The sequence below is a fragment of the Cellulosimicrobium sp. SL-1 genome, assembly GCF_011033075.1.
Taxonomy (GTDB): domain Bacteria; phylum Actinomycetota; class Actinomycetes; order Actinomycetales; family Cellulomonadaceae; genus Cellulosimicrobium; species Cellulosimicrobium funkei.
In genome coordinates this window covers 252429-269745 of record NZ_JAACJC010000004.1, presented here as the reverse complement: position 1 = coordinate 269745, position 17317 = coordinate 252429, and the positions used below count along the sequence as shown (strand labels likewise).

The window sequence follows — 17317 nt, the reverse complement described above, 5'->3', positions numbered from 1 at the left end:
CGTCGGACACGACGACGCCGCCGGCGAGAGGTGCCTCGTCGGCGGCGTCGGGCGGCGCGGTCACCGCGCCGGGTGGTCGTGGCGACGACGCCGGCCGCGCCACCAGTGCAGCAGCGCGGGCTCGTCGTGCCGCAGGTCCGCCCGCAGGCGCTCGGCGCGGTACTCGAGGTCCGCGTCGAACGTCGGATCGATGTGCGTGCTCATGGTCGTCCCCGTCTCCCAGGCTCCCTGCCTGTCCGAGACTCACAGTCGTCCTGAGCACCGGGCCGTCGCATCGGTCGACCGCGCACCGTTCGTCCGGGGGTGCCTTAGGCCGGGCGTCGCCCGTGGCCTGAGGCGTCTGAGGTGGGCTCCCGCGTCTAAGGCATCGGCGCGTCCGTCCGTGTCCGGTCCTGGGGCGGTCGCGGTGCTCCCCGCCCTGAGATGCGGGTGCCGGGGTCGCGCGCACGCTGGGAGACCAGCCGAGCACCGAGGAGCCACCATGCGAGCGATGACGTACCGCGGGCCGTACAAGGTCCGGGTCGAGGAGAAGCCGGAGCCGGTGATCGAGCACCCGAACGACGCCGTCGTCCGGGTCACGCGGGCGGCGATCTGCGGCTCCGACCTGCACCTCTACCACGGGATGATGCCCGACACGCGGGTCGGCCACACGTTCGGCCACGAGATCGTCGGGGTCGTGGAGGAGGTCGGCCCGTCGGTGCGGAACCTCAGCGTGGGGGACCGCGTGATGGTGCCGTTCAACATCTACTGCGGCTCGTGCTTCTTCTGCGCGCGGGGCCTCTACTCGAACTGCCACAACGTCAACCCCAACGCGACGGCGGTGGGCGGCATCTACGGCTACTCGCACACGACCGGCGGGTACGACGGCGGCCAGGCGCAGTACGTCCGCGTCCCCTTCGCGGACGTCGGGCCGTCGGTGATCCCGGACTGGCTCCACCCCGAGGACGCGCTCCTGTGCACCGACGCGCTCGCGACCGGGTACTTCGGCGCGCAGCTCGCCGAGATCGCCGAGGGGGACGTCGTCGTCGTCCTGGGTGCCGGCCCGGTCGGGCTCTTCGCGGCCCGCACGGCGTGGCTGCTCGGCGCGGCGCGCGTCATCGTCGTCGACCACCTCGACTACCGGCTCGCCAAGGCCCGCGAGTTCGCGCTCGCGGAGACGGTGAACTTCACCGAGGTCGACGACGTCGTCGTGCACCTCAAGAAGGAGACGGACTGGCTCGGTGCCGACCGCGTGATCGACGCCGTCGGGGCCGAGGCCGACGGCAACCTGCTCCAGCACGTCACGAGCGCGAAGCTCAAGCTCCAGGCCGGTTCGCCGGTCGCGCTCAACTGGGCGATCGACGCCGTGCGCAAGGGCGGCACCGTCTCCGTCATGGGCGCCTACGGCCCGCTGTTCACGTCGGTGAAGTTCGGCGACGCGATGAACAAGGGGCTCACGCTCCGCATGAACCAGGCCCCCGTGAAGCGGCAGTGGCCCCGGCTCCTGGAGCACGTCCGCGCGGGCTACCTCACGCCGCGCGACGTCATCACCCACCACGTGCCGCTCGAGCACATCGCCGAGGGCTACCACATCTTCTCCGCCAAGCTCGACGGGTGCATCAAGCCCGTCGTCGTCGTGGACGAGGACTGAGGAGGAGCACCATGACGCACGCCGCACCGCTCGACCCGACCACCGCGACCCGGCCCCCGGCCACCGAGACGCCGTACGTCGCCGGCCCCGCACGGCGACCCGTGGACGCCGACGCGCTCCGCGCCCGCGTCCCCGGCTGGGGCGTCGACCTGGACCCGAGGGACCGGCCGTCGTACCCGCGCGAGGTCTACGACCCCGCGGCCACGGGTGCCCACTGGGACGTCCCGGAGCAGCAGCCCGAGCTCCGGCCGCGCGAGCGGTCGGTCGAGCACGCGCACCTCACCCCGGTGTTCGGCACGTCCGTGCCGCTGCACGGGGCGTCCGGTGCGGTGCGACGCTACGCGTACCGCCGGTTCAGCGAGGGCCGGGCGGCCCACTGGCTGCTGCTGCTGGCGGGCGACCGCGTCGACGCCGTCGAGAGCCACCTGCGGTCGTTCGCCTCCCTGCACCCGGACGACCCGGTGACCGAGACCGGCGTCGTCGGCGAGCTCCACGGGCACGGGATCCGCTCGCGGCGCGGGCGCGTCGACACCCGGCACCAGGTCCTCGACCCGATCCTCGTGGTGGGGCCGTGGGTCGCGGCGGCCGGGGTCGGGGTGTGGGCCCTCCGGGCGCTCGCGCGCCGTGCCCGGCACTGAGACCGGCACCGAGACCGGCACTGAGACCGGCACTGAGACCGGTACTGAGACCGGCACCGAGACCGGCGGCGCGGGACACGGCGACGCGACCCGCGGTCAGTCCGTCTCCAGCTCCGTCTCCAGCTCCGTCGCGTGGACCGGTCGTCCGCCGAGCGGCTGGACCGGGCGCGCGTTGCCCCGGGGGAACTCGGGCCCGTCGAAGAGCTCCTCCAGCCCGCTCACCTGTCCCGACGAGAGCGGGCGGACGTCCTTCGCCACGAACCACGTGACGGTCTCGGAGCAGGGCGGCGTCGTGAGCGACCCCGCGTAGGAGTAGACGTCCAGGTCGTCCGGGACGACGCGGTCGAGGGCGAGCGTGACCCGGCGCGCGTCGTCCTGCGGGGAGCCCGGCAGGTCCGACAGGACCGGGTGCAGCGCCGCGTCCGCCGCACGTTCGCGGTAGAGCAGGCCCACGACCGCCAGGCTGCCGTCCGGCGCGGCATGGACCAGGTGCAGCTCCACGGGCTGCGCCACCCCGGAGAGACGGTGCTCGCTCGGCGTGTGGAAGTGGAGCTGACGCAGCTCGTAGGCGGTGCCGCCCGCGTCGAGCGAGCCCGCGCCGGCCGGCACGTCGACCTGGACCGTGTGCCCGGTGTGCCGCACCGTCACCTCGCTCGACCGCGCGTAGTCCAGCGTGACGCCCTCGACGGGAGTGCCGTCGGCGTCGACGGCGGACCCCCGACGGATGTCGACCGGCGACTGCGCGGCGCCCTCGCAGGTCGGGTAGTGGTCGCGCCAGGTCTCCGGTCCTCGCTCGGCGTAGTCCCAGCCGCCCGAGGCGGACGCCGGGACCAGGAAGCCCGTCGCCACGACGGCGACGCCCACGGCGGTCGCCCGTACTCCGGTCCTGCGCACGGCACGAGTCATCCTCGACGCCTCCCCTTGTCGTTCCGACGCGGCCGGGCGGTCGCTCGGTCGCGTCCAGGACGCTAGGAGCGTCCCGAGACGTCGGACAACACCCCTACGTGCTCTCCGTACGCGGCCGCGCGCGGGGGTACGGGACGACCCGTACGGATCGTGGTGTGTCGTGCGTCACTCCTCCCGTTGCCAACGGCGGGACCGCGGCGCAGACTGGACGAAGGACCGGACCCGCTGTGGGGGTGACCTCGTGACCGACACCTACGACATGCTGCCGATGCTGGGCCGTGGCAAGCACCGCAACCCGAAGAAGGGTGCGTGCTTCATGGAGCTCGCGTCGTATCTCGCGGGAGAGCGCTGGAGCGACCATCCACGGTGCACGCACCCGCTGCTCGCGATGCTCGCGCGCGCCGTGAACGACCTCACGGTCGACCCGGAGCGCCCGAGGCTCGCGCCGCTCATCCCGTCCGTCATCGGGTTGACGAGCGACGACCCGCACTGGGACGTGCGCATCGCGCTGCGCGCCGCCGTGACGGCGCTGCCGATCGCCCCGGCGGACCGGCAGCAGACGCTCGCGGTGGCGATCATCGGTGCCGAGAAGATGCTCGACGTCCTCGACGACCGCCCCGCGGGCACGCTGAGCGCCGAGTCGGCCGACGCGCTCGCGAGCTGCCCGCGTACCGCGCGGTGGGCGCAGCGGTTCTGCGAGGGCGCGCGACTGCGGCCCACGCGGTTCGTGCGCGACGCCGCACCGAGCATCATCTCCGCGGCGGTGCAGGGCATCGCCGAGGCGTGCGTGAGCGACCCGGACGAGCGCCTGCGCGCGCTGCTCTCCGCGACGATCGACGACTGCCGTGCCTGGGCTGCGGCAGAACCCGCGCCTGCTCTCGACCCCGAGGCGTGGGCGCCGGTCGTCCGGGCCGCCGGGGCGGGGGCGCGGTGACGACGGACCGCGCGCCGAACGTCAACGGCGAGGGTCTCGACGACCCTGCGCTCGCGGCCGCCCTCGCCACCGCGGTACGTGTCGAGGTGCCGCCGAGCGGCACCGGGTGCGCCGAGTGCGACGAGGCCGGCGGCTGGTGGGTGCACCTGCGCCGGTGCGCGACGTGCGGGCACGTCGGCTGCTGCGACACGTCCCCCGCGCAGCACGCGACCGCGCACTACGACGAGACCGGCCACCGGCTCATGCGCTCGTTCGAGCCGGGTGAAGAGTGGTACTGGGACTTCGAGACCGAGCAGGTGCTCGAGGGCCCGCACCTCGCCGCGCCGCTGTCCCGGCCGCCCGAGCAGGGGTCGCCCGGCCCCGCCGACCGCGTGCCGCCCGACTGGACGTCGCTCATCCACCGCTGACGGAGCGCCCGTTGCCGCCGCGCATCGGGGCGCGTAGCCTGGTGGTGCAGGACCCCATTAGGCCGAGTGCCGAACACGGGGCCCTGCCTCCGCAGCCCTCGGCCTCTGGCCGAGGGTTTTTGCGTGCGAGGGCCTCTACCCGAGCCAGTAGATGCCGTTGTCGCTGTCGACGGGCCAGTGCTTCGCGAGGCGCATGTAGGCCTGGATCGCTGCCTTCCACGGTTCTCCGGGCCCCCACAGCTCGGGATGATCCTGCCGGTGGCGCTGATACGCGCCGTAAGCGATGAGATCGGCAGCCTGGATGAGCTGGCTGAACTGGCTGTCCTGCATCACCACGTCTTCGACGACGCGTCGAGTCGTGAGGTCGAGGGCGCGATGAACCTTGCGATACGGCGCGGCGTTCCGCACCGCGGTCGTCCACAGCGCTGAGAGCTCCGCGGGGGACGGTTCCGCGTCAGGCTGCGCCAGACCTTGCTGGCCGTCGTAGAAGACGATCAGGAAGGTGTCACGCTCGACGGCCCAGTCCTCGAGCGTGGCGATGAATCGCGCGTAGACCTCGGGCTTCCTGACCTCGCTGGAGCCGACGGTCACGACGTGGAAGTGCTCGAAGCTCGAGAGGCTCGCAAGGAGGGTGCGCCCGGCGACTCCGCGCTCCACCCTGGTGAACGCGCTGTTCTGTTCCGGTGTCTCGCAGAGCGGCGATCGCCTCTTGTAGAACTCGACAGCGTGGATCTCGCGGCTCTTGGGGACCCCGAACTGGGCGTGGATCTTTCGCCGACCTGTGAGCCAGGCGTCCAGCAGCGCAGACCAGTACCGGTCTTCGACGATGAGGGCCGAGAGCGTGACGCCGCGCTTCGAGTCCCCTGAGTCGTCGACGTAGGCGAGGTGCACGGCGGGAGTATCGCAGCCCGCGTGCCATACGAGGCGCTTGTCCACAGCCCGGCGCCGACACCTCGTGTCGCCCGGCCCGTTGTTCTGTGCTGTGCCCTGTTGTCTTTTTCTGGTGGAAGTTGTTTGATTCTGGGGAGACGTTGTGCGGTGCGCCAAGGACGGCGACCGCCGGAGCATCGGTGCCCGGTTCGCCGCCGCGTCGTGCAGTCCCTGGATTCACTCGACGAGGAGGAAGCACGGATGCAGTCCATGACAGCGGTAGCACCCCCACGGGGCAGACCGGCGAGGATCCTGGCGGCGGCACTGGCCGCCGCGCTCACGGTGCCCCTGGCCGTGGCGACGGCGGCGGGGGCGACCGCGACGCCGTCGGCCCCGACCGACGAGGCCACGCAGGACGTCGCGGCCCAGGACCTCGCCCTCGACAACGGGCTCAAGGGCGAGTACTTCCTGTCCGGCGGACCCGGCTGGCCGCTCACCGACCTCAAGGCCACGATCCCCGACCAGCGGATCGAGTTCCCCAACCTGGTCCCGACGTTCGCCGAGCTCACCGGCCGCGGCGAGCGCACGTCCGCGCGCTGGACGGGGCAGATCACGCCCGACTACAGCGAGGCGTACACGTTCTCCGCGATCGGCGACAACGGGTTCCGGCTGTGGATCGACGACCGGCTCGTCATCGACCACTGGGTCGACGACTGGGACGTCGAGCAGACGTCCGCGCCGGTGCAGCTCCAGGCGGGCCAGGAGTACGCGTTCCGCATGGAGATGTTCCAGAACACCGGCGGGTCGCACCTCCGGTTGCGGTGGCAGAGCCCTTCGCAGCAACGTGAGATCGTGCCGACCGACGCCTTCACGTACCCCGACGACTTCGTCGTCTTCCCCGCGCAGGCCGCGCTCGAGAGCGACGGCACGAGCCTCAACGTGGCGTTCGAGGGCGCCGCGGGCGGCGTCGACGAGAGCCTCGTCGACCACCTCAAGGTCCAGGTCGACCAGCTCGCGTGGCCCGTCGCGCAGGTCGCGGCGCAGGGCGACGTCCTCGGCATCACGCTGGCCGAGCCCGTCGACCGCGCGTCGACCGCACGCCTCGTCTACGACGGCGAGGGCGACCTGACGGTCGGCGGCGAGAAGGTCGGGCCGCTCAACCTGCCGGTCACCAACGGTTCCGAGTTCCGGATCCAGACCCCGTGGGCCGACGACTTCGACCCGACGAACCCGCTGCCGGAGTACCCGCGTCCCCAGCTCACGCGCGACGCGTGGCAGAACCTCAACGGCGTGTGGCAGTTCGAGGCGGCGGAGTCCGACGACGCCGTGCCGAGCGGCCGCGACCTCGACGAGGAGATCGTCGTCCCGTACGCGGTCGAGTCCGCGCTCTCGGGCATCGAGCGGCGTGAGGACGACATGTTCTACCGCCGCACGTTCGAGGTACCGCAGGACTGGGCGGTCGGGAGCGACAACCGCCTGCGCCTGAACTTCGGCGCGGTCGACTACGTCGCGACGGCGTACGTGAACGGCCAGGAGGTCGGCACGCACCGCGGCGGCTACGACGCGTTCTCGTTCGACGTCACCGACGCGCTCGTCGCGGGCGCGGAGCAGGAGCTCGTCGTGCGCGTCGTCGACACGACGGACGGCAGCAACCAGGCCGTCGGCAAGCAGACGCTCAACCCGGGCGGCATCTTCTACACCCCGACGTCGGGCATCTGGCAGACGGTGTGGATGGAGCCCGTCCCGGCCGCGGCGATCGACGCCGTCGTCACGACGCCCGACGTCGAGGCCGGCGTCCTGGCGGTGACCGCGCAGTCGGCCTCCGCGTCCGACGCGGCCGAGGTCACCGCCGTCGTGCGGGACGCGGACGGCACCGAGGTCGGCACCGCGACCGGCGCCGCGAACGAGCTGCTCGCGGTGGAGATCCCGGACGCGCACCTGTGGTCGCCCGACGACCCGTACCTCTACGACGTCGACGTCACGCTCACCGACGGGGACTCGACCGACACCGTGGCGTCGTACGCGGGCATGCGCTCGATCGAGGTCTCCGAGGTGGACGGCGTCCAGCGCATCCTGCTGAACGGCGAGAGGACCTTCCTCATGTCGACTCTCGACCAGGGCTACTGGCCGGACGGCATCTACACGCCGGCGTCCGACGAGGCGTACGTGTTCGACCTCCAGGCGCACAAGGACCTGGGCTTCAACACGGTGCGCAAGCACATCAAGGTGGAGCCGGCCCGCTGGTACCACCACGCCGACACGCTGGGCCTCATGGTCTGGCAGGACATCCCGAGCGGGTGGTTCGACAACGGCGACACGGACCCGGCGTCGCGCGTCTTCTGGGAGCAGGAGATGAAGACGATCATCGACCAGCACCGCTCGGTGCCGTCGATCGTCGGCTGGGTGACGTTCAACGAGGGCTGGGGCGAGTGGAACCTGGCCGACACGGCGCGGATCGGGAACACGATCGACGCCTACGACCCGAGCCGGATCCTCAACACGCACTCCGGCTACAACTGCTGCGCGTCCAAGGGTGACTCGAAGACGGGCGACATCATCGACTGGCACCAGTACACCGGCCCGGCCCTGCCGAAGCCGGACGCCACGCGCGCCGCGATCGACGGCGAGCACGGCGGCTTCTCGATGAGCGTCCCGGGCCACATGTGGCCGGGCGTGTCCGCCAACCCGTACGGCGGCGTCGCGAACAGCGAGGCCCTGACCGACGCGTACGTGCAGAACACCGAGAAGCTCGTGCGGCCGGCGCAGTGCTACCTGTCCGGCTCGGTGTACACGGAGATCTCCGACGTCGAGAACGAGCTGAACGGCTTTTACACGTACGACCGGCGCGTCCTCAAGATGGACGCCGCGCGCGTCAAGGACGTCAACGAGCGGGTCGTCGCGGCGGCCGTGCAGGGCTCCGCGCCCGTCGACCCGGGCACCCCGGGGCTGACCGGCACGGGCCGCTGGTCGTTCGACGAGGGCCAGGGCACGACGGCGGCCGACGGCGTCGGCGACCACGCGGCGTCGGGCACGGGCACGTGGGTCGCCGGTCACGGCGACAGCGGGTCCGCGATCAGGCTCGACGGCACGAACCAGTCGTTCGCGACCGAGGGTCCCGTGGTCGACACGACCGGCTCGTACACGGTGTCCGCGTGGGTCCAGCTCGACAAGACGCCCGGTGGCGCGTGGTCGACGATCGTCGGCCAGGACTCGGTCACGGGCTCGAGCGCGTTCTACCTCCAGTACGGCGGGGGCGGCCGGTGGGCCTTCTCCTACGACGGCGAGCCGCGCGCGGAGTACGTCGTGCAGCCCGTGCTGGGCGACTGGTACCACGTCGTGGGCGTCCGCGACGCGGCCGACCAGAAGCTCAAGCTCTACGTCAACGGCGAGCTCGTCGGCCAGTCCGACGTGTGCGGCGGCACCACGCCGTCCGGTCCGCTGACGATCGGGCGCGGGCAGTGGAGCGGCAACCCGGTCGACTACTGGCCGGGCACGATCGACGACGTGCGCGTCTTCGACCGCGCGCTGTCCGACGCCGAGGTCGCCCAGGTCTACGCCGGCGACGACGGCGAGGAGCCGACGCTCGACGTGACGGTCACGGCCGAGACCCGCTGCCTCGCGGGCAAGGCCTACGTGGCCGTGCGCGCGACGAACGGCGAGGACGTCCCCGTGGACGTCACGCTCGCCACGCCGTTCGGGACCAAGGCGGTCACCGCCGTGGCCCCGGGGGCGAACGCGTACCAGTCGTTCGCGGTGCGCGCCCCGTCCGCCGAGGCGGGCGAGGCGACCGTCACCGCCACGGCGACGGTCGACGGCGAGCAGGTCAGCACGGAGGTCGTCGCGCCGTACGCCGCGACCACCTGCGGCTGACGGCCGACCGGCGCCGCCGAGCGGCGCCGGCTCGGGGTCGTCCCCCGCCCGTCACGGGCGGGGGACGACCCCTCGTCGTACTCCCGTGCGACCGCAGCACCCCGTCGTGAGACCCCGGGAGCCCGTGGTCGCGCCGGTCAGGCCACGGGCGCGCCGCGCTCGGACGGCAGCTCGGCGGACGTGTCGCCCGGCATCTCGGCGGTGCCGGGCACCGGGGCGTCCTCCGGGCCGGTCCGGAGCACGACGAGCGCGACGTCGTCCTCGCCCGGCCCCGGCAGCATCCGCGTGAGCGCCGCCTCGACGACCTCCTCGATGGGCCCGCGGTGCGTGCCCTCCAGCGCGCGGGCGAGGTCGGCCAGGTCGTCGCGCAGGTTGTGGCCGCGACGCTCCACGAGCCCGTCGGTGTACAGCACGAGCGTGTCGTCCGGGTAGAGCTCGACCGTGTGCTCGGTCCGCACGGTGCCCGACGAGAGGCCGAGCGGCAGGTCGTTCCGCCGCGTGAGCGTGTCGACGCGGCCGTCCGCCCGGACGAGCATCGGCGGCAGGTGCCCCGCGCTCGACCACCGCACCGTCCGGGCCCCGCGGCGACGCTGCTCCGGGCTCTGCTCGATGCGCGCGAGGATCACCGTCGCGATCGCGCCGCTCCCGAGCGCGAGCCCCTGCACGGCCGCGTCGACGCGCTCGAGGACGCGCGCGGGCGACGCGCCGCTGTCGTAGCCGATCGCCCGCACCAGCCCGCGCAGCTGCCCCATCATCACGGCCGCCGCCAGGTCGTGGCCGACGACGTCGCCCACCACGAGGGTCGTCGCGCCGTCGGGCGTCACGAACCCGTCGTACCAGTCGCCGCCGATGTCGCGGTCGAGCGCGGCGGGCTGGTAGTGCACCGCGACCTGGAGGTGGTCGGGGTCGGGCGGCTCCGTGAGCACCGCCTGCTGGAGCGCGAGCGCGACCTCGCGCATCTGCGCCGTCTGCTCCTCCGAGCGCTCGACCCGCAGCCGCAGCGCGTCCATCGTCGTGCGCAGGCGGACCGCGTCGCGCAGCGCGGCCCCGACCGTCGCGGCCAGGCCGGCGAGGTACCGCGCGTAGTCGCGGTCCCAGGGGCGCAGCGGGCTCGCTCGGAGCACGAGGATCCCGGCCACGCCGCCGCGCACCGCGTCGCGCAGCGGCTTGACGACGAGACCCTGCGAGACGATGCGCTGGCGGGTCCGGAACACGCGCTCGACGAGGCGGGTCTCCGCCGGCTCCGCCTCCGGGCCGACCGACCCGACCACGCGGGGGCGCGCGCCGCGCACGTCGTAGAACGCGGCGCGCGCGACGTCGGGGCTCCCGGCGAGGACGTCGAGCACCGGGCGGCCGAACGTCGCCAGGTCGGTGAACGTCGTCGGGAGCGCGCCCTGGAGCTCCCCGAGCATCGCGAGGCGGCGTTGGTTGACGACCGCCAGGGTCGTCTCCGTCGAGATGTCGAGCACGCCCGCGATACGGCCGTCGTCGTCCCGCAGCGGGCTGTAGGAGAAGGTGAAGAACGTCTCCTCGTCGTAGCCGGAGCGGTTCATCACGAGGTGCAGGTCCCGGTCGGACGACGCGCGCCCGGTGCGCAGGACCTCGTCGAACAGCGGCCCGACCTCGTCCCAGATCTCCGCCCACACCACTGCCGCCGGGGCGCCCAGCGCGCCCGCGTGCTTGGCGGTGCCGAGCATCTCCTCGTAGCCGTCGTTGTAGATCAGCGTGAGGTCCGGCCCCCAGACCAGCATGACGGGGAACTGCGTCGAGAAGCACAGGCGGACGGCGTGGCGCAGCGCCTCGGGCCACTCGTCGGGCGGGCCCAGGGGCGTCCGCTCCCACGCGACCTCGCGCGCCTGCCGACCCACGGCGCACTGCGCCGTGGCGTCGACGAACCACTCGGCATCCATCCGCGCATCGTAGGCGAACGGCCGTCGCCCGCTCCCTGGACGGGGTCCGCCCGTGCGGACGGGCGGCCGGTCTCGCGCGGCGGGTCCGCCCGTCGGTCGACGCCGCAGGTCGGCTAGGGTGTGCCCGGCCCGACGGCGGCCACCGGACCGCGGGCCGCTCGCCCGCGCCGGCCGGCAGGACCGAGACCGACAGGGGCGTGGACGTGCAGCGCAACCTCGTCCACGTGTTCGACGTGACGGGCGCGGACCCGGCGCTGCTCGACGACGAGCCGACCGTCCGCCGCTGCCTCGACGCGATCGTCCGCGAGGCCGGGATGACGCCGCTCGGGGAGGTATCCCACCGCTTCGAGCCGCAGGGCACCAGCGTCGTGCTGCTGCTCGCGGAGTCGCACCTCGCCGTGCACACCTGGCCCGAGGACGGCACGGCCTACGTGACCCTCACGACGTGCCGCGCCCCGGCGTCGGCCACGTTCACGGACGACGTGCGCGCGCTCCTCGCCGCGGAGCTCGGGGCCGCCGACGTCGCCGTGCGGAGCCTCGTGTGAGCAGGACGCCCCGCCCGCGGCTCGCGATGCGCGTCGGCGAGGACCTCGTCGGCGCCCCGCCGCAGCGCGCGACGCCGCGCGCCGTCGCCGTGCTCTCGACCGTGCACGGCGGCTCCACGTTCACGTGGGAGGAGTGGCAGCTCCTCGCCCACGACGGCTCCGACGTGTGGGTCGAGTACGACCACGACACGCGCGACGTGACGCTCCTGCACCCGACCGAGCCGTGGCCGCCCGTCGTCGACCTCTCGGGCCTGCAGACCGGCCGGACCCTCGGGCTGACCCTCGAGGGGCGCCAGCACACGCTCACGGTGCGCGAGCACGGGACGGGGCGCGTCGAGCACGTCGAGGGGCAGTTCGCCGAGCCGTTCGCCGTCGGGCAGGAGGTCGAGTACGTCGACCTCTCGGCCCACGGGACGATCGTGTCGATCGAGCGCACGACCGGACCGCTCGGCCCCGTCACCTCCGTCTACCACGGGCGCCGTCTCGACGTCGCCGAGCAGCAGCGCCTGTTCGGCCGTCGCGTCGCGCCGCGCACGGTCCCCGGCGGGCGGTTCGTCGCCTTCGCGGTCGCGGCGGTCGTGCTGCTCGGTCTCGGGTCGTGCGCCGCCCGCGCCGCCTCGGGCAGCGCGTCGTGCACGCCCCGGTCCGTCGTCACGACGTCGCCCACCACCGGCCAGGTCGCCACGACCGACGACGGCACGTGCGTGCGGCGCACCGTCTACGGCGGGGGCGGCGGAGGGCTCGGCAAGTGACCCGACCCGCGCCCGCCCGTCCCGGCCCCGAACCCCTGCACCCGTCCGCCCGTCCCACGACCCGAACCCGGGAGACCCCGTGATCTCAGCCGCCGCCCCGCTGGCGTTCCTCTGGTCCTTCTTCTCGACCGTCCTCTACTCGGTGCTCGGCATCGTGCTGCTGCTCGTCACGCTCGTGGTCGCGAACAAGGTGTTCCGGCTCAACCTGCACCGCGAGCTCGTCGACGAGCACAACGTCGCGTTCGGCGTGATGATCGCGGGCCTCGCCGTGGCGATCGGCCTCATCATCGCGGGGACGATCAGCTCCTGACCGTGCTCGACCAGCAGGAGGTCCCGCCCGGCGGCCCGCCCGGGGCGGACGCGGCCGCGGACCGCGACGCGCCCGCCGGGCGCTCGGGGGCGCGCCACCTCGACCGACCGACCGTGTTCGCCGCCGCGCTGCTCGTCGCCGTCGGCGGGCTCGTCTACGAGCTCATCCTCGGGACGGCGGCGTCGTACCTGTTCGGCGACTCGGTCGTCGCGTTCTCCGTCGCGACGGGGCTCACGCTGTTCGGCATGGGCCTCGGCTCGCTCCTCGCGCCGCGTCTGCAGCGCACCGCGGGGCTGAGCTTCGTGCGCAACGAGCTCGTGCTCTCGCTCCTCGGCGGGACGTCGGTGCTCGCGCTGTTCTGGGCGTACGCGGCGACGGAGCTCGCGTGGGTCGTGTTCGTCGTGCTGTCGCTCGCGATCGGGACGGCGATCGGCGTCGAGATCCCGCTCCTCGTGGCGGTGCTCAAGGAGCGGGGGAGCGAGGGCTCCGTCTCGCTGCTGTCGAAGGTGCTCGCGCTCGACTACTTCGGCGCGCTCGCCGCGTCGCTGCTGTTCCCGTTCCTGCTGCTCCCGTACCTCGGCCTCGTGCGCACCGCGTTCGCGGTCGCGGTGCTCAACGTCGCCGTCGCGGGGTTCATGCTCGCGCGCATGGGCCACCCGCCGCGGTGGTCGGTGCTCGCGGGCGTCACGCTCGTCGTGCTCGTCGCCGGGTTCGCGGCGTCGTCGTGGCTCGAGGCGCGCATCAGCGCGGGGATGTACCAGGACCCGGTCGTCGCGCAGGAGCGCAGCGCCTACCAGCAGGTCGTCGTCACCGAGTACCAGGGGGATACGCGCCTCTACCTCGACAACCAGCTCCAGTTCTCCTCCGTCGACGAGGCGCGGTACCACGAGACGCTCGCGCACGCGGCGATGACGTCGGTCGCGGCGCCCGCGTCCGTCGCGATCCTCGGCGGCGGCGACGGCCTCCTCGCGCGCGAGGTCCTGCGCTACGGCTCGGTCCAGGAGGTCACGCTCGTCGACCTCGACCCCGCCGTCACCGACCTCGCGCGCGAGAACCGGCTCCTCACCGCCGTGAACGAGCACGCGCTCGACGACCCCCGCGTCACGGTCGTCAACGCCGACGCGTTCCGCTGGGTCGAGGACACGCCGCAGACGTTCGACGTCGTGCTCGTCGACCTCGTCGACCCCTCGTCCGAGCGTGTCGCCAAGCTCTACTCGCAGGAGTTCTACGGCATGGTCGCCGCGCACCTGCGGCCCGGCGGCGCGTTCGCGACGCAGGCGACGTCGTCGTACTTCACGCCCGACGCGTTCTGGCAGGTGGTCTCGACCGTCCGCGCCGCGGCGCCCGGGCGCACCGTCGTGCCGCTCACCGTCAACGTGCCCTCCTTCGGGGAGTGGGGCTTCGCGCTCTCGCTCCCGGGCGGACCGGCCGACGTCGTGCCCGGCCCCTTCGCGCGCACGCCCCTCCCGGACGGGCTGCGCTTCCACGACGCCGCGTCCCTCGCGGCGGCCACGCGCCTCCCGGCCGACAACCCGCCGCGGGACCTGCCGCCGTCGACCCTGCTGTCCCCGACGGTCCAGCGCACGTACCAGGAGGACATGCGCGCCTGGCGCTACTGATGCGGCGGCGCCGACGGGACGACGTCGGTCGTCAGAGCACGGACGGGAGCTGGTCGCGCGAGGTGATGCCCAGCTTCCGGAAGATCCGGTAGACGTGGTTGTCGACGGTGCGGTCGCTGAGCACGAGCTCGCGCGCGACGTCCTTGTTGCTCAGCCCGCGCGCGACGAGCCGGGCGACCTCGCGCTCGCGCGGGCTCAGGGTGTCCACGGGCGCGACCGGCGGCACGAGCAGGTCCAGCTCCTCGCCCGCGGTCGCCACGAGGGCGCGGAGCCGGTGCGCCTCGTCGGTGGCGAGGGCCGTGCGACCGTCGTCGCGCAGCAGCCGGACGGCGGTCGCGTGGGCCTGGGTGCCGTGCAGCACGAGGCCGCGGGCGCGCAGGTCGTCGGCGGCCGCGAGGAGCGCCTCGGGCGAGCGGTCGGCGGCGGCGGTGACGTAGCGGCCGAGGGCGGGCAGGAGCGTGCCCTGCGCGGCGGCCGCGTGCTCCGCGACCCGCCGGGCGCGACGCGCGTCGGGCCAGAGGGTCACGAGCCAGGCCGCGTCGAAGAGTGCGGCGAGCAGGTAACCGCGGCGGTCCATCGCCTCGACGAGATCCCACGCCGCGCGCGTCGCGGCCTCGGGCCCGGCCTGGCCGGTCGCGAGCGCGAGCTCCGCGGCGAGCGGGTGCGGCCGGGCGAGCGGGGTGGACGCCGCGAGGAGCTGCAGCGCGTCGAGCTGGTGCGCGAGCGAGCGCGCGCTCGTGACGTTCCCCTCCCGGAGCGAGAGCTCGGCGCCGAGGCAGCGCAGTCCCGCGCGGGTGTTCGGGCGCAGGGGCGCGTGCGCGCCGGCGGCGAAGACGCTCGTCAGGTGCTCGCGCAGGGTCGTGAACCGGCCCTGGAGGTAGAGGCCGAGGGCGACCACGTAGCCGTGCGGCTCGAACTCCCAGACCGCGAACCGGTCCCGTGCCTGGTCCAGGAGGCGGCGCGAGCGCTCGACGGCCGCCTCGACCTCTCCGGCGCACAGCAGCGTGAACGAGCGCCACGAGGCGCCGTCCTGGCGGTCGGCGGCCTGCGGCACGACGAGGTCGTCGAGCATCTCGGCCGCGTCGTCGCACCGACCCCGGGCGAGCAGCACCTCGGCACGGACGAGCCCCACCACGTCACCGGGCCCGACGAGCAACGACGCGGTCGACGGCGGCTCCGCGCTCTCGTCGGTCGCGGGACGGGGGAGCGGGGGCGGGAGCTCGGCGGACGGTCCCGTGCCCTCGACGTCGCCGACCGCGAGCAGGACGTGCTGGGCGACCGCGATCAGGACGGCGTCGTCGGCCTCCGTGGTCCCGGCCGGCTCCAGCAGCGCGAGGGCCGCGTCGCGCTCGTGGCGCACGACCGCGCGGTAGACGGCCTCCCACGCGACGAGGAAGCTCTCGCGACCGGGCTCCTCGGGGACGAGGTCGTGCGCGCGCGAGAGCACGTGCTCCACCACGTCGGGCGCGGCGTCGTCGTTGACGAGCGCCTCGAGGTACCGGACGGTGTTCCGTGTGGTCGGGGTGCGCTCCCACGCGTCCCGGCTCGCGAGCAGCTGGGCGGCGGCATGCCGCCGCAGGGCGCGACCGAGGATGGCCGCCGACTCGCGCGACGCGGCCCAGCCGGTCGGGACGGCGGCGTCGGCGGTGCGCGCGAGGGGGTCCCACTCGTCCGCCCGGCCGCTGCCGAGCGCGTCGGCGACCTGCTCCGCCGCGCGCAGCGCTCGTGCGCCCCCCGACTGCCGGAGGAGCTCCCCGACGAGCGGCGGGTAGAGCGTCACCGTCGTGCGACCTTCGGCCTCGACGAAGCGGACCAGGCCGTGGTCGTCGAGCGCGACGAGCACGGGCCAGGGCAGGAACCGGTGCACCGTCCCGAGCTCCGCGGCGCCGGTCGCCGCGAGCGCCCAGACGCCGTCCACCTCCTCGGGCGACAGCCCGCTGACCAGGCGGCCGACGTCGCCGGCGAGCGCCGAGGTCACGAGGTCCCGGCGCGCGACCCAGGTCCCCGACTCCTCGACGAGGCGGCCGGCGCGCCGGGCCTCGGTGGCGACGGACCGGACCAGGCCGGGCAGGCCGCCGGACAGGCCGTACAGGCGACCGGCGACACCGGCGTCGAGGTCGCCGCCGAGCAGCGCGCTCGCGGTGGCGTGCATCTCCTCGAAGGCGAGGGGCGGCATCGGCAGCGCGGTCGCGGGTCGGCCGCCGAGCACGGTCTCGACCGGGGCCGCGGGGTAGGGCGGGCGCTGGCTCAGCACGACGGTGGCGTCCTGGCGGGCGGAGACCGCCCCGAGGACCGCGGCGGAGGTGTCGTCGAGCGCGTCGGCGTCGTCCGCGAGGAGGACCGCCGGCCCGGTGCCGAGCGCCCGCTCGACGGCGTCGACCGCGCGCCCGAGCGACACGGGCTGGCCGGGGGCGGCGTCGAGCACCCCGGCGAGGACGAGCGACTCGAGCGGACGCGGGGCGCCGGGGCCGACGCCCACGAGGGACAGGACGTGCCGGTCGTCGTCGAGGACGGCGGCCCGGACGCGCGCGAGGAGCGTGGACCGGCCGGAGCCCGGGAGCCCGGAGACCACGACCGACGTGCCCTCGCGCACCGCGCCGAGCACGGTGTCGACGAGGGACGCGCGTGGCCCCGGGGCGCTCATGGGGCGGTCAGGCGCGTGTCCGCTGCCGTTGTGCGCGGGCCTGCGCGTCGCGGTAGACCCGCAGCCGCTCGACCTGGACCTCGCCGAGCGTGGGGGCGTCCACCTCGTCGGCGAACGCCTCGGAGAGCTGGCGGAGGATGTCGGTCTCGAGGTCGTCGAGCTCCTCGAGCCGACGGCGGTCTCCCGGGCTCAGCAGGGGCCAGGTCTCGGTGTAGGTCGGTGCGTGCTCGCTCACCTGCCCATGGTCGGCTCTCCGGCGCGGTCTCGCAGGTCGACGGCCGC

Annotated in this window: 15 protein-coding genes; 9 read left to right on the top strand and 6 right to left on the bottom strand. The window is 74.0% G+C overall.

Translation table 11 applies throughout. The features are described from left to right. Positions 1-60: 60 nt before the first annotated feature. Entirely contained in the window at positions 61-204 is a 144-nt protein-coding gene (locus GWJ10_RS07860) for a hypothetical protein (RefSeq protein ID WP_158097151.1), read from the bottom strand. 277 nt (positions 205-481) lie between these two features. Here GWJ10_RS07860 and GWJ10_RS07855 point away from each other — a divergent pair, with 277 nt between their 5' ends. Together GWJ10_RS07855 and GWJ10_RS07850 are read left to right on the top strand one after the other, a co-directional pair. Beyond that, positions 482-1630, top strand: coding sequence for a zinc-dependent alcohol dehydrogenase (locus tag GWJ10_RS07855; protein WP_163186648.1), 1149 nt, complete (start codon positions 482-484; stop codon positions 1628-1630). An 11-nt stretch (positions 1631-1641) separates the two neighbouring features. Continuing rightward, complete coding sequence (locus GWJ10_RS07850) at positions 1642-2268, top strand: hypothetical protein (RefSeq protein WP_241005710.1); 627 nt, start codon at positions 1642-1644, stop codon at positions 2266-2268. A 96-nt stretch (positions 2269-2364) separates the two neighbouring features. On the opposite strand, the gene GWJ10_RS07845 is transcribed toward GWJ10_RS07850, so the two are convergent. Then, positions 2365-3162 (bottom strand): carbonic anhydrase family protein, encoded by a 798-nt coding sequence (locus tag GWJ10_RS07845; protein WP_163186646.1) that lies wholly within the window; start codon positions 3160-3162, stop codon positions 2365-2367. Between the two features lie 253 nt (positions 3163-3415). On the opposite strand from GWJ10_RS07845, the gene GWJ10_RS07840 reads away from it, so the two are divergent. After that, complete coding sequence (locus tag GWJ10_RS07840; RefSeq protein ID WP_021480893.1) at positions 3416-4108, top strand: hypothetical protein; 693 nt, start codon at positions 3416-3418, stop codon at positions 4106-4108. 86 nt (positions 4109-4194) lie between these two features. Then, entirely contained in the window at positions 4195-4515 is a 321-nt protein-coding gene (locus GWJ10_RS07835; RefSeq protein WP_076404117.1) for a UBP-type zinc finger domain-containing protein, read from the top strand. Between the two features lie 135 nt (positions 4516-4650). On the opposite strand, the gene GWJ10_RS07830 is transcribed toward GWJ10_RS07835, so the two are convergent. Further along, the gene (locus tag GWJ10_RS07830; RefSeq protein WP_206158368.1) at positions 4651-5406 is read right to left on the bottom strand and encodes a DUF3800 domain-containing protein; all 756 of its coding nucleotides are present in this window, start codon (positions 5404-5406) and stop codon (positions 4651-4653) included. A gap of 333 nt (positions 5407-5739) precedes the next feature. On the opposite strand from GWJ10_RS07830, the gene GWJ10_RS07825 reads away from it, so the two are divergent. Then, a complete protein-coding gene (locus tag GWJ10_RS07825; protein ID WP_206158367.1) occupies positions 5740-9255 on the top strand; it encodes a LamG-like jellyroll fold domain-containing protein in 3516 nt (1171 codons plus the stop codon). 137 nt (positions 9256-9392) lie between these two features. Here GWJ10_RS07825 and GWJ10_RS07820 read toward each other — a convergent pair whose 3' ends face one another. Next, positions 9393-11165 carry a SpoIIE family protein phosphatase gene (locus GWJ10_RS07820; RefSeq protein ID WP_163186642.1) on the bottom strand — a complete coding sequence of 591 codons (1773 nt, stop codon included), beginning with the start codon at positions 11163-11165 and terminating at the stop codon, positions 9393-9395. Between the two features lie 197 nt (positions 11166-11362). On the opposite strand from GWJ10_RS07820, the gene GWJ10_RS07815 reads away from it, so the two are divergent. The 4 genes from GWJ10_RS07815 (at position 11363) to GWJ10_RS07800 (ending at position 14391) form a co-directional block, all read left to right on the top strand. Further along, on the top strand, positions 11363-11710 hold the full coding sequence (locus GWJ10_RS07815) for an S-adenosylmethionine decarboxylase (RefSeq protein ID WP_163186640.1): 348 nt from the start codon (positions 11363-11365) through the stop codon (positions 11708-11710). Next, positions 11707-12462: a DUF4178 domain-containing protein gene (locus GWJ10_RS07810; protein ID WP_163186638.1), complete on the top strand. Its 756-nt coding sequence runs from the start codon at positions 11707-11709 to the stop codon at positions 12460-12462. The genes GWJ10_RS07815 and GWJ10_RS07810 overlap by 4 nt, the downstream gene beginning before the upstream one ends. Positions 12463-12541: 79 nt before the next feature. Beyond that, positions 12542-12772, top strand: coding sequence for a DUF350 domain-containing protein (locus GWJ10_RS07805; RefSeq protein ID WP_034656213.1), 231 nt, complete (start codon positions 12542-12544; stop codon positions 12770-12772). Between the two features lie 2 nt (positions 12773-12774). Next, positions 12775-14391: a polyamine aminopropyltransferase gene (locus GWJ10_RS07800; RefSeq protein ID WP_163186636.1), complete on the top strand. Its 1617-nt coding sequence runs from the start codon at positions 12775-12777 to the stop codon at positions 14389-14391. 31 nt (positions 14392-14422) lie between these two features. Here the strand turns inward: GWJ10_RS07800 and GWJ10_RS07795 are convergent, their stop codons facing one another. Both GWJ10_RS07795 and GWJ10_RS07790 read right to left on the bottom strand, forming a co-directional pair. After that, positions 14423-17035: a LuxR C-terminal-related transcriptional regulator gene (locus tag GWJ10_RS07795; protein WP_163186634.1), complete on the bottom strand. Its 2613-nt coding sequence runs from the start codon at positions 17033-17035 to the stop codon at positions 14423-14425. A 7-nt stretch (positions 17036-17042) separates the two neighbouring features. Beyond that, complete coding sequence (locus tag GWJ10_RS07790; RefSeq protein ID WP_043652196.1) at positions 17043-17270, bottom strand: hypothetical protein; 228 nt, start codon at positions 17268-17270, stop codon at positions 17043-17045. Positions 17271-17317: the final 47 nt, after the last annotated feature.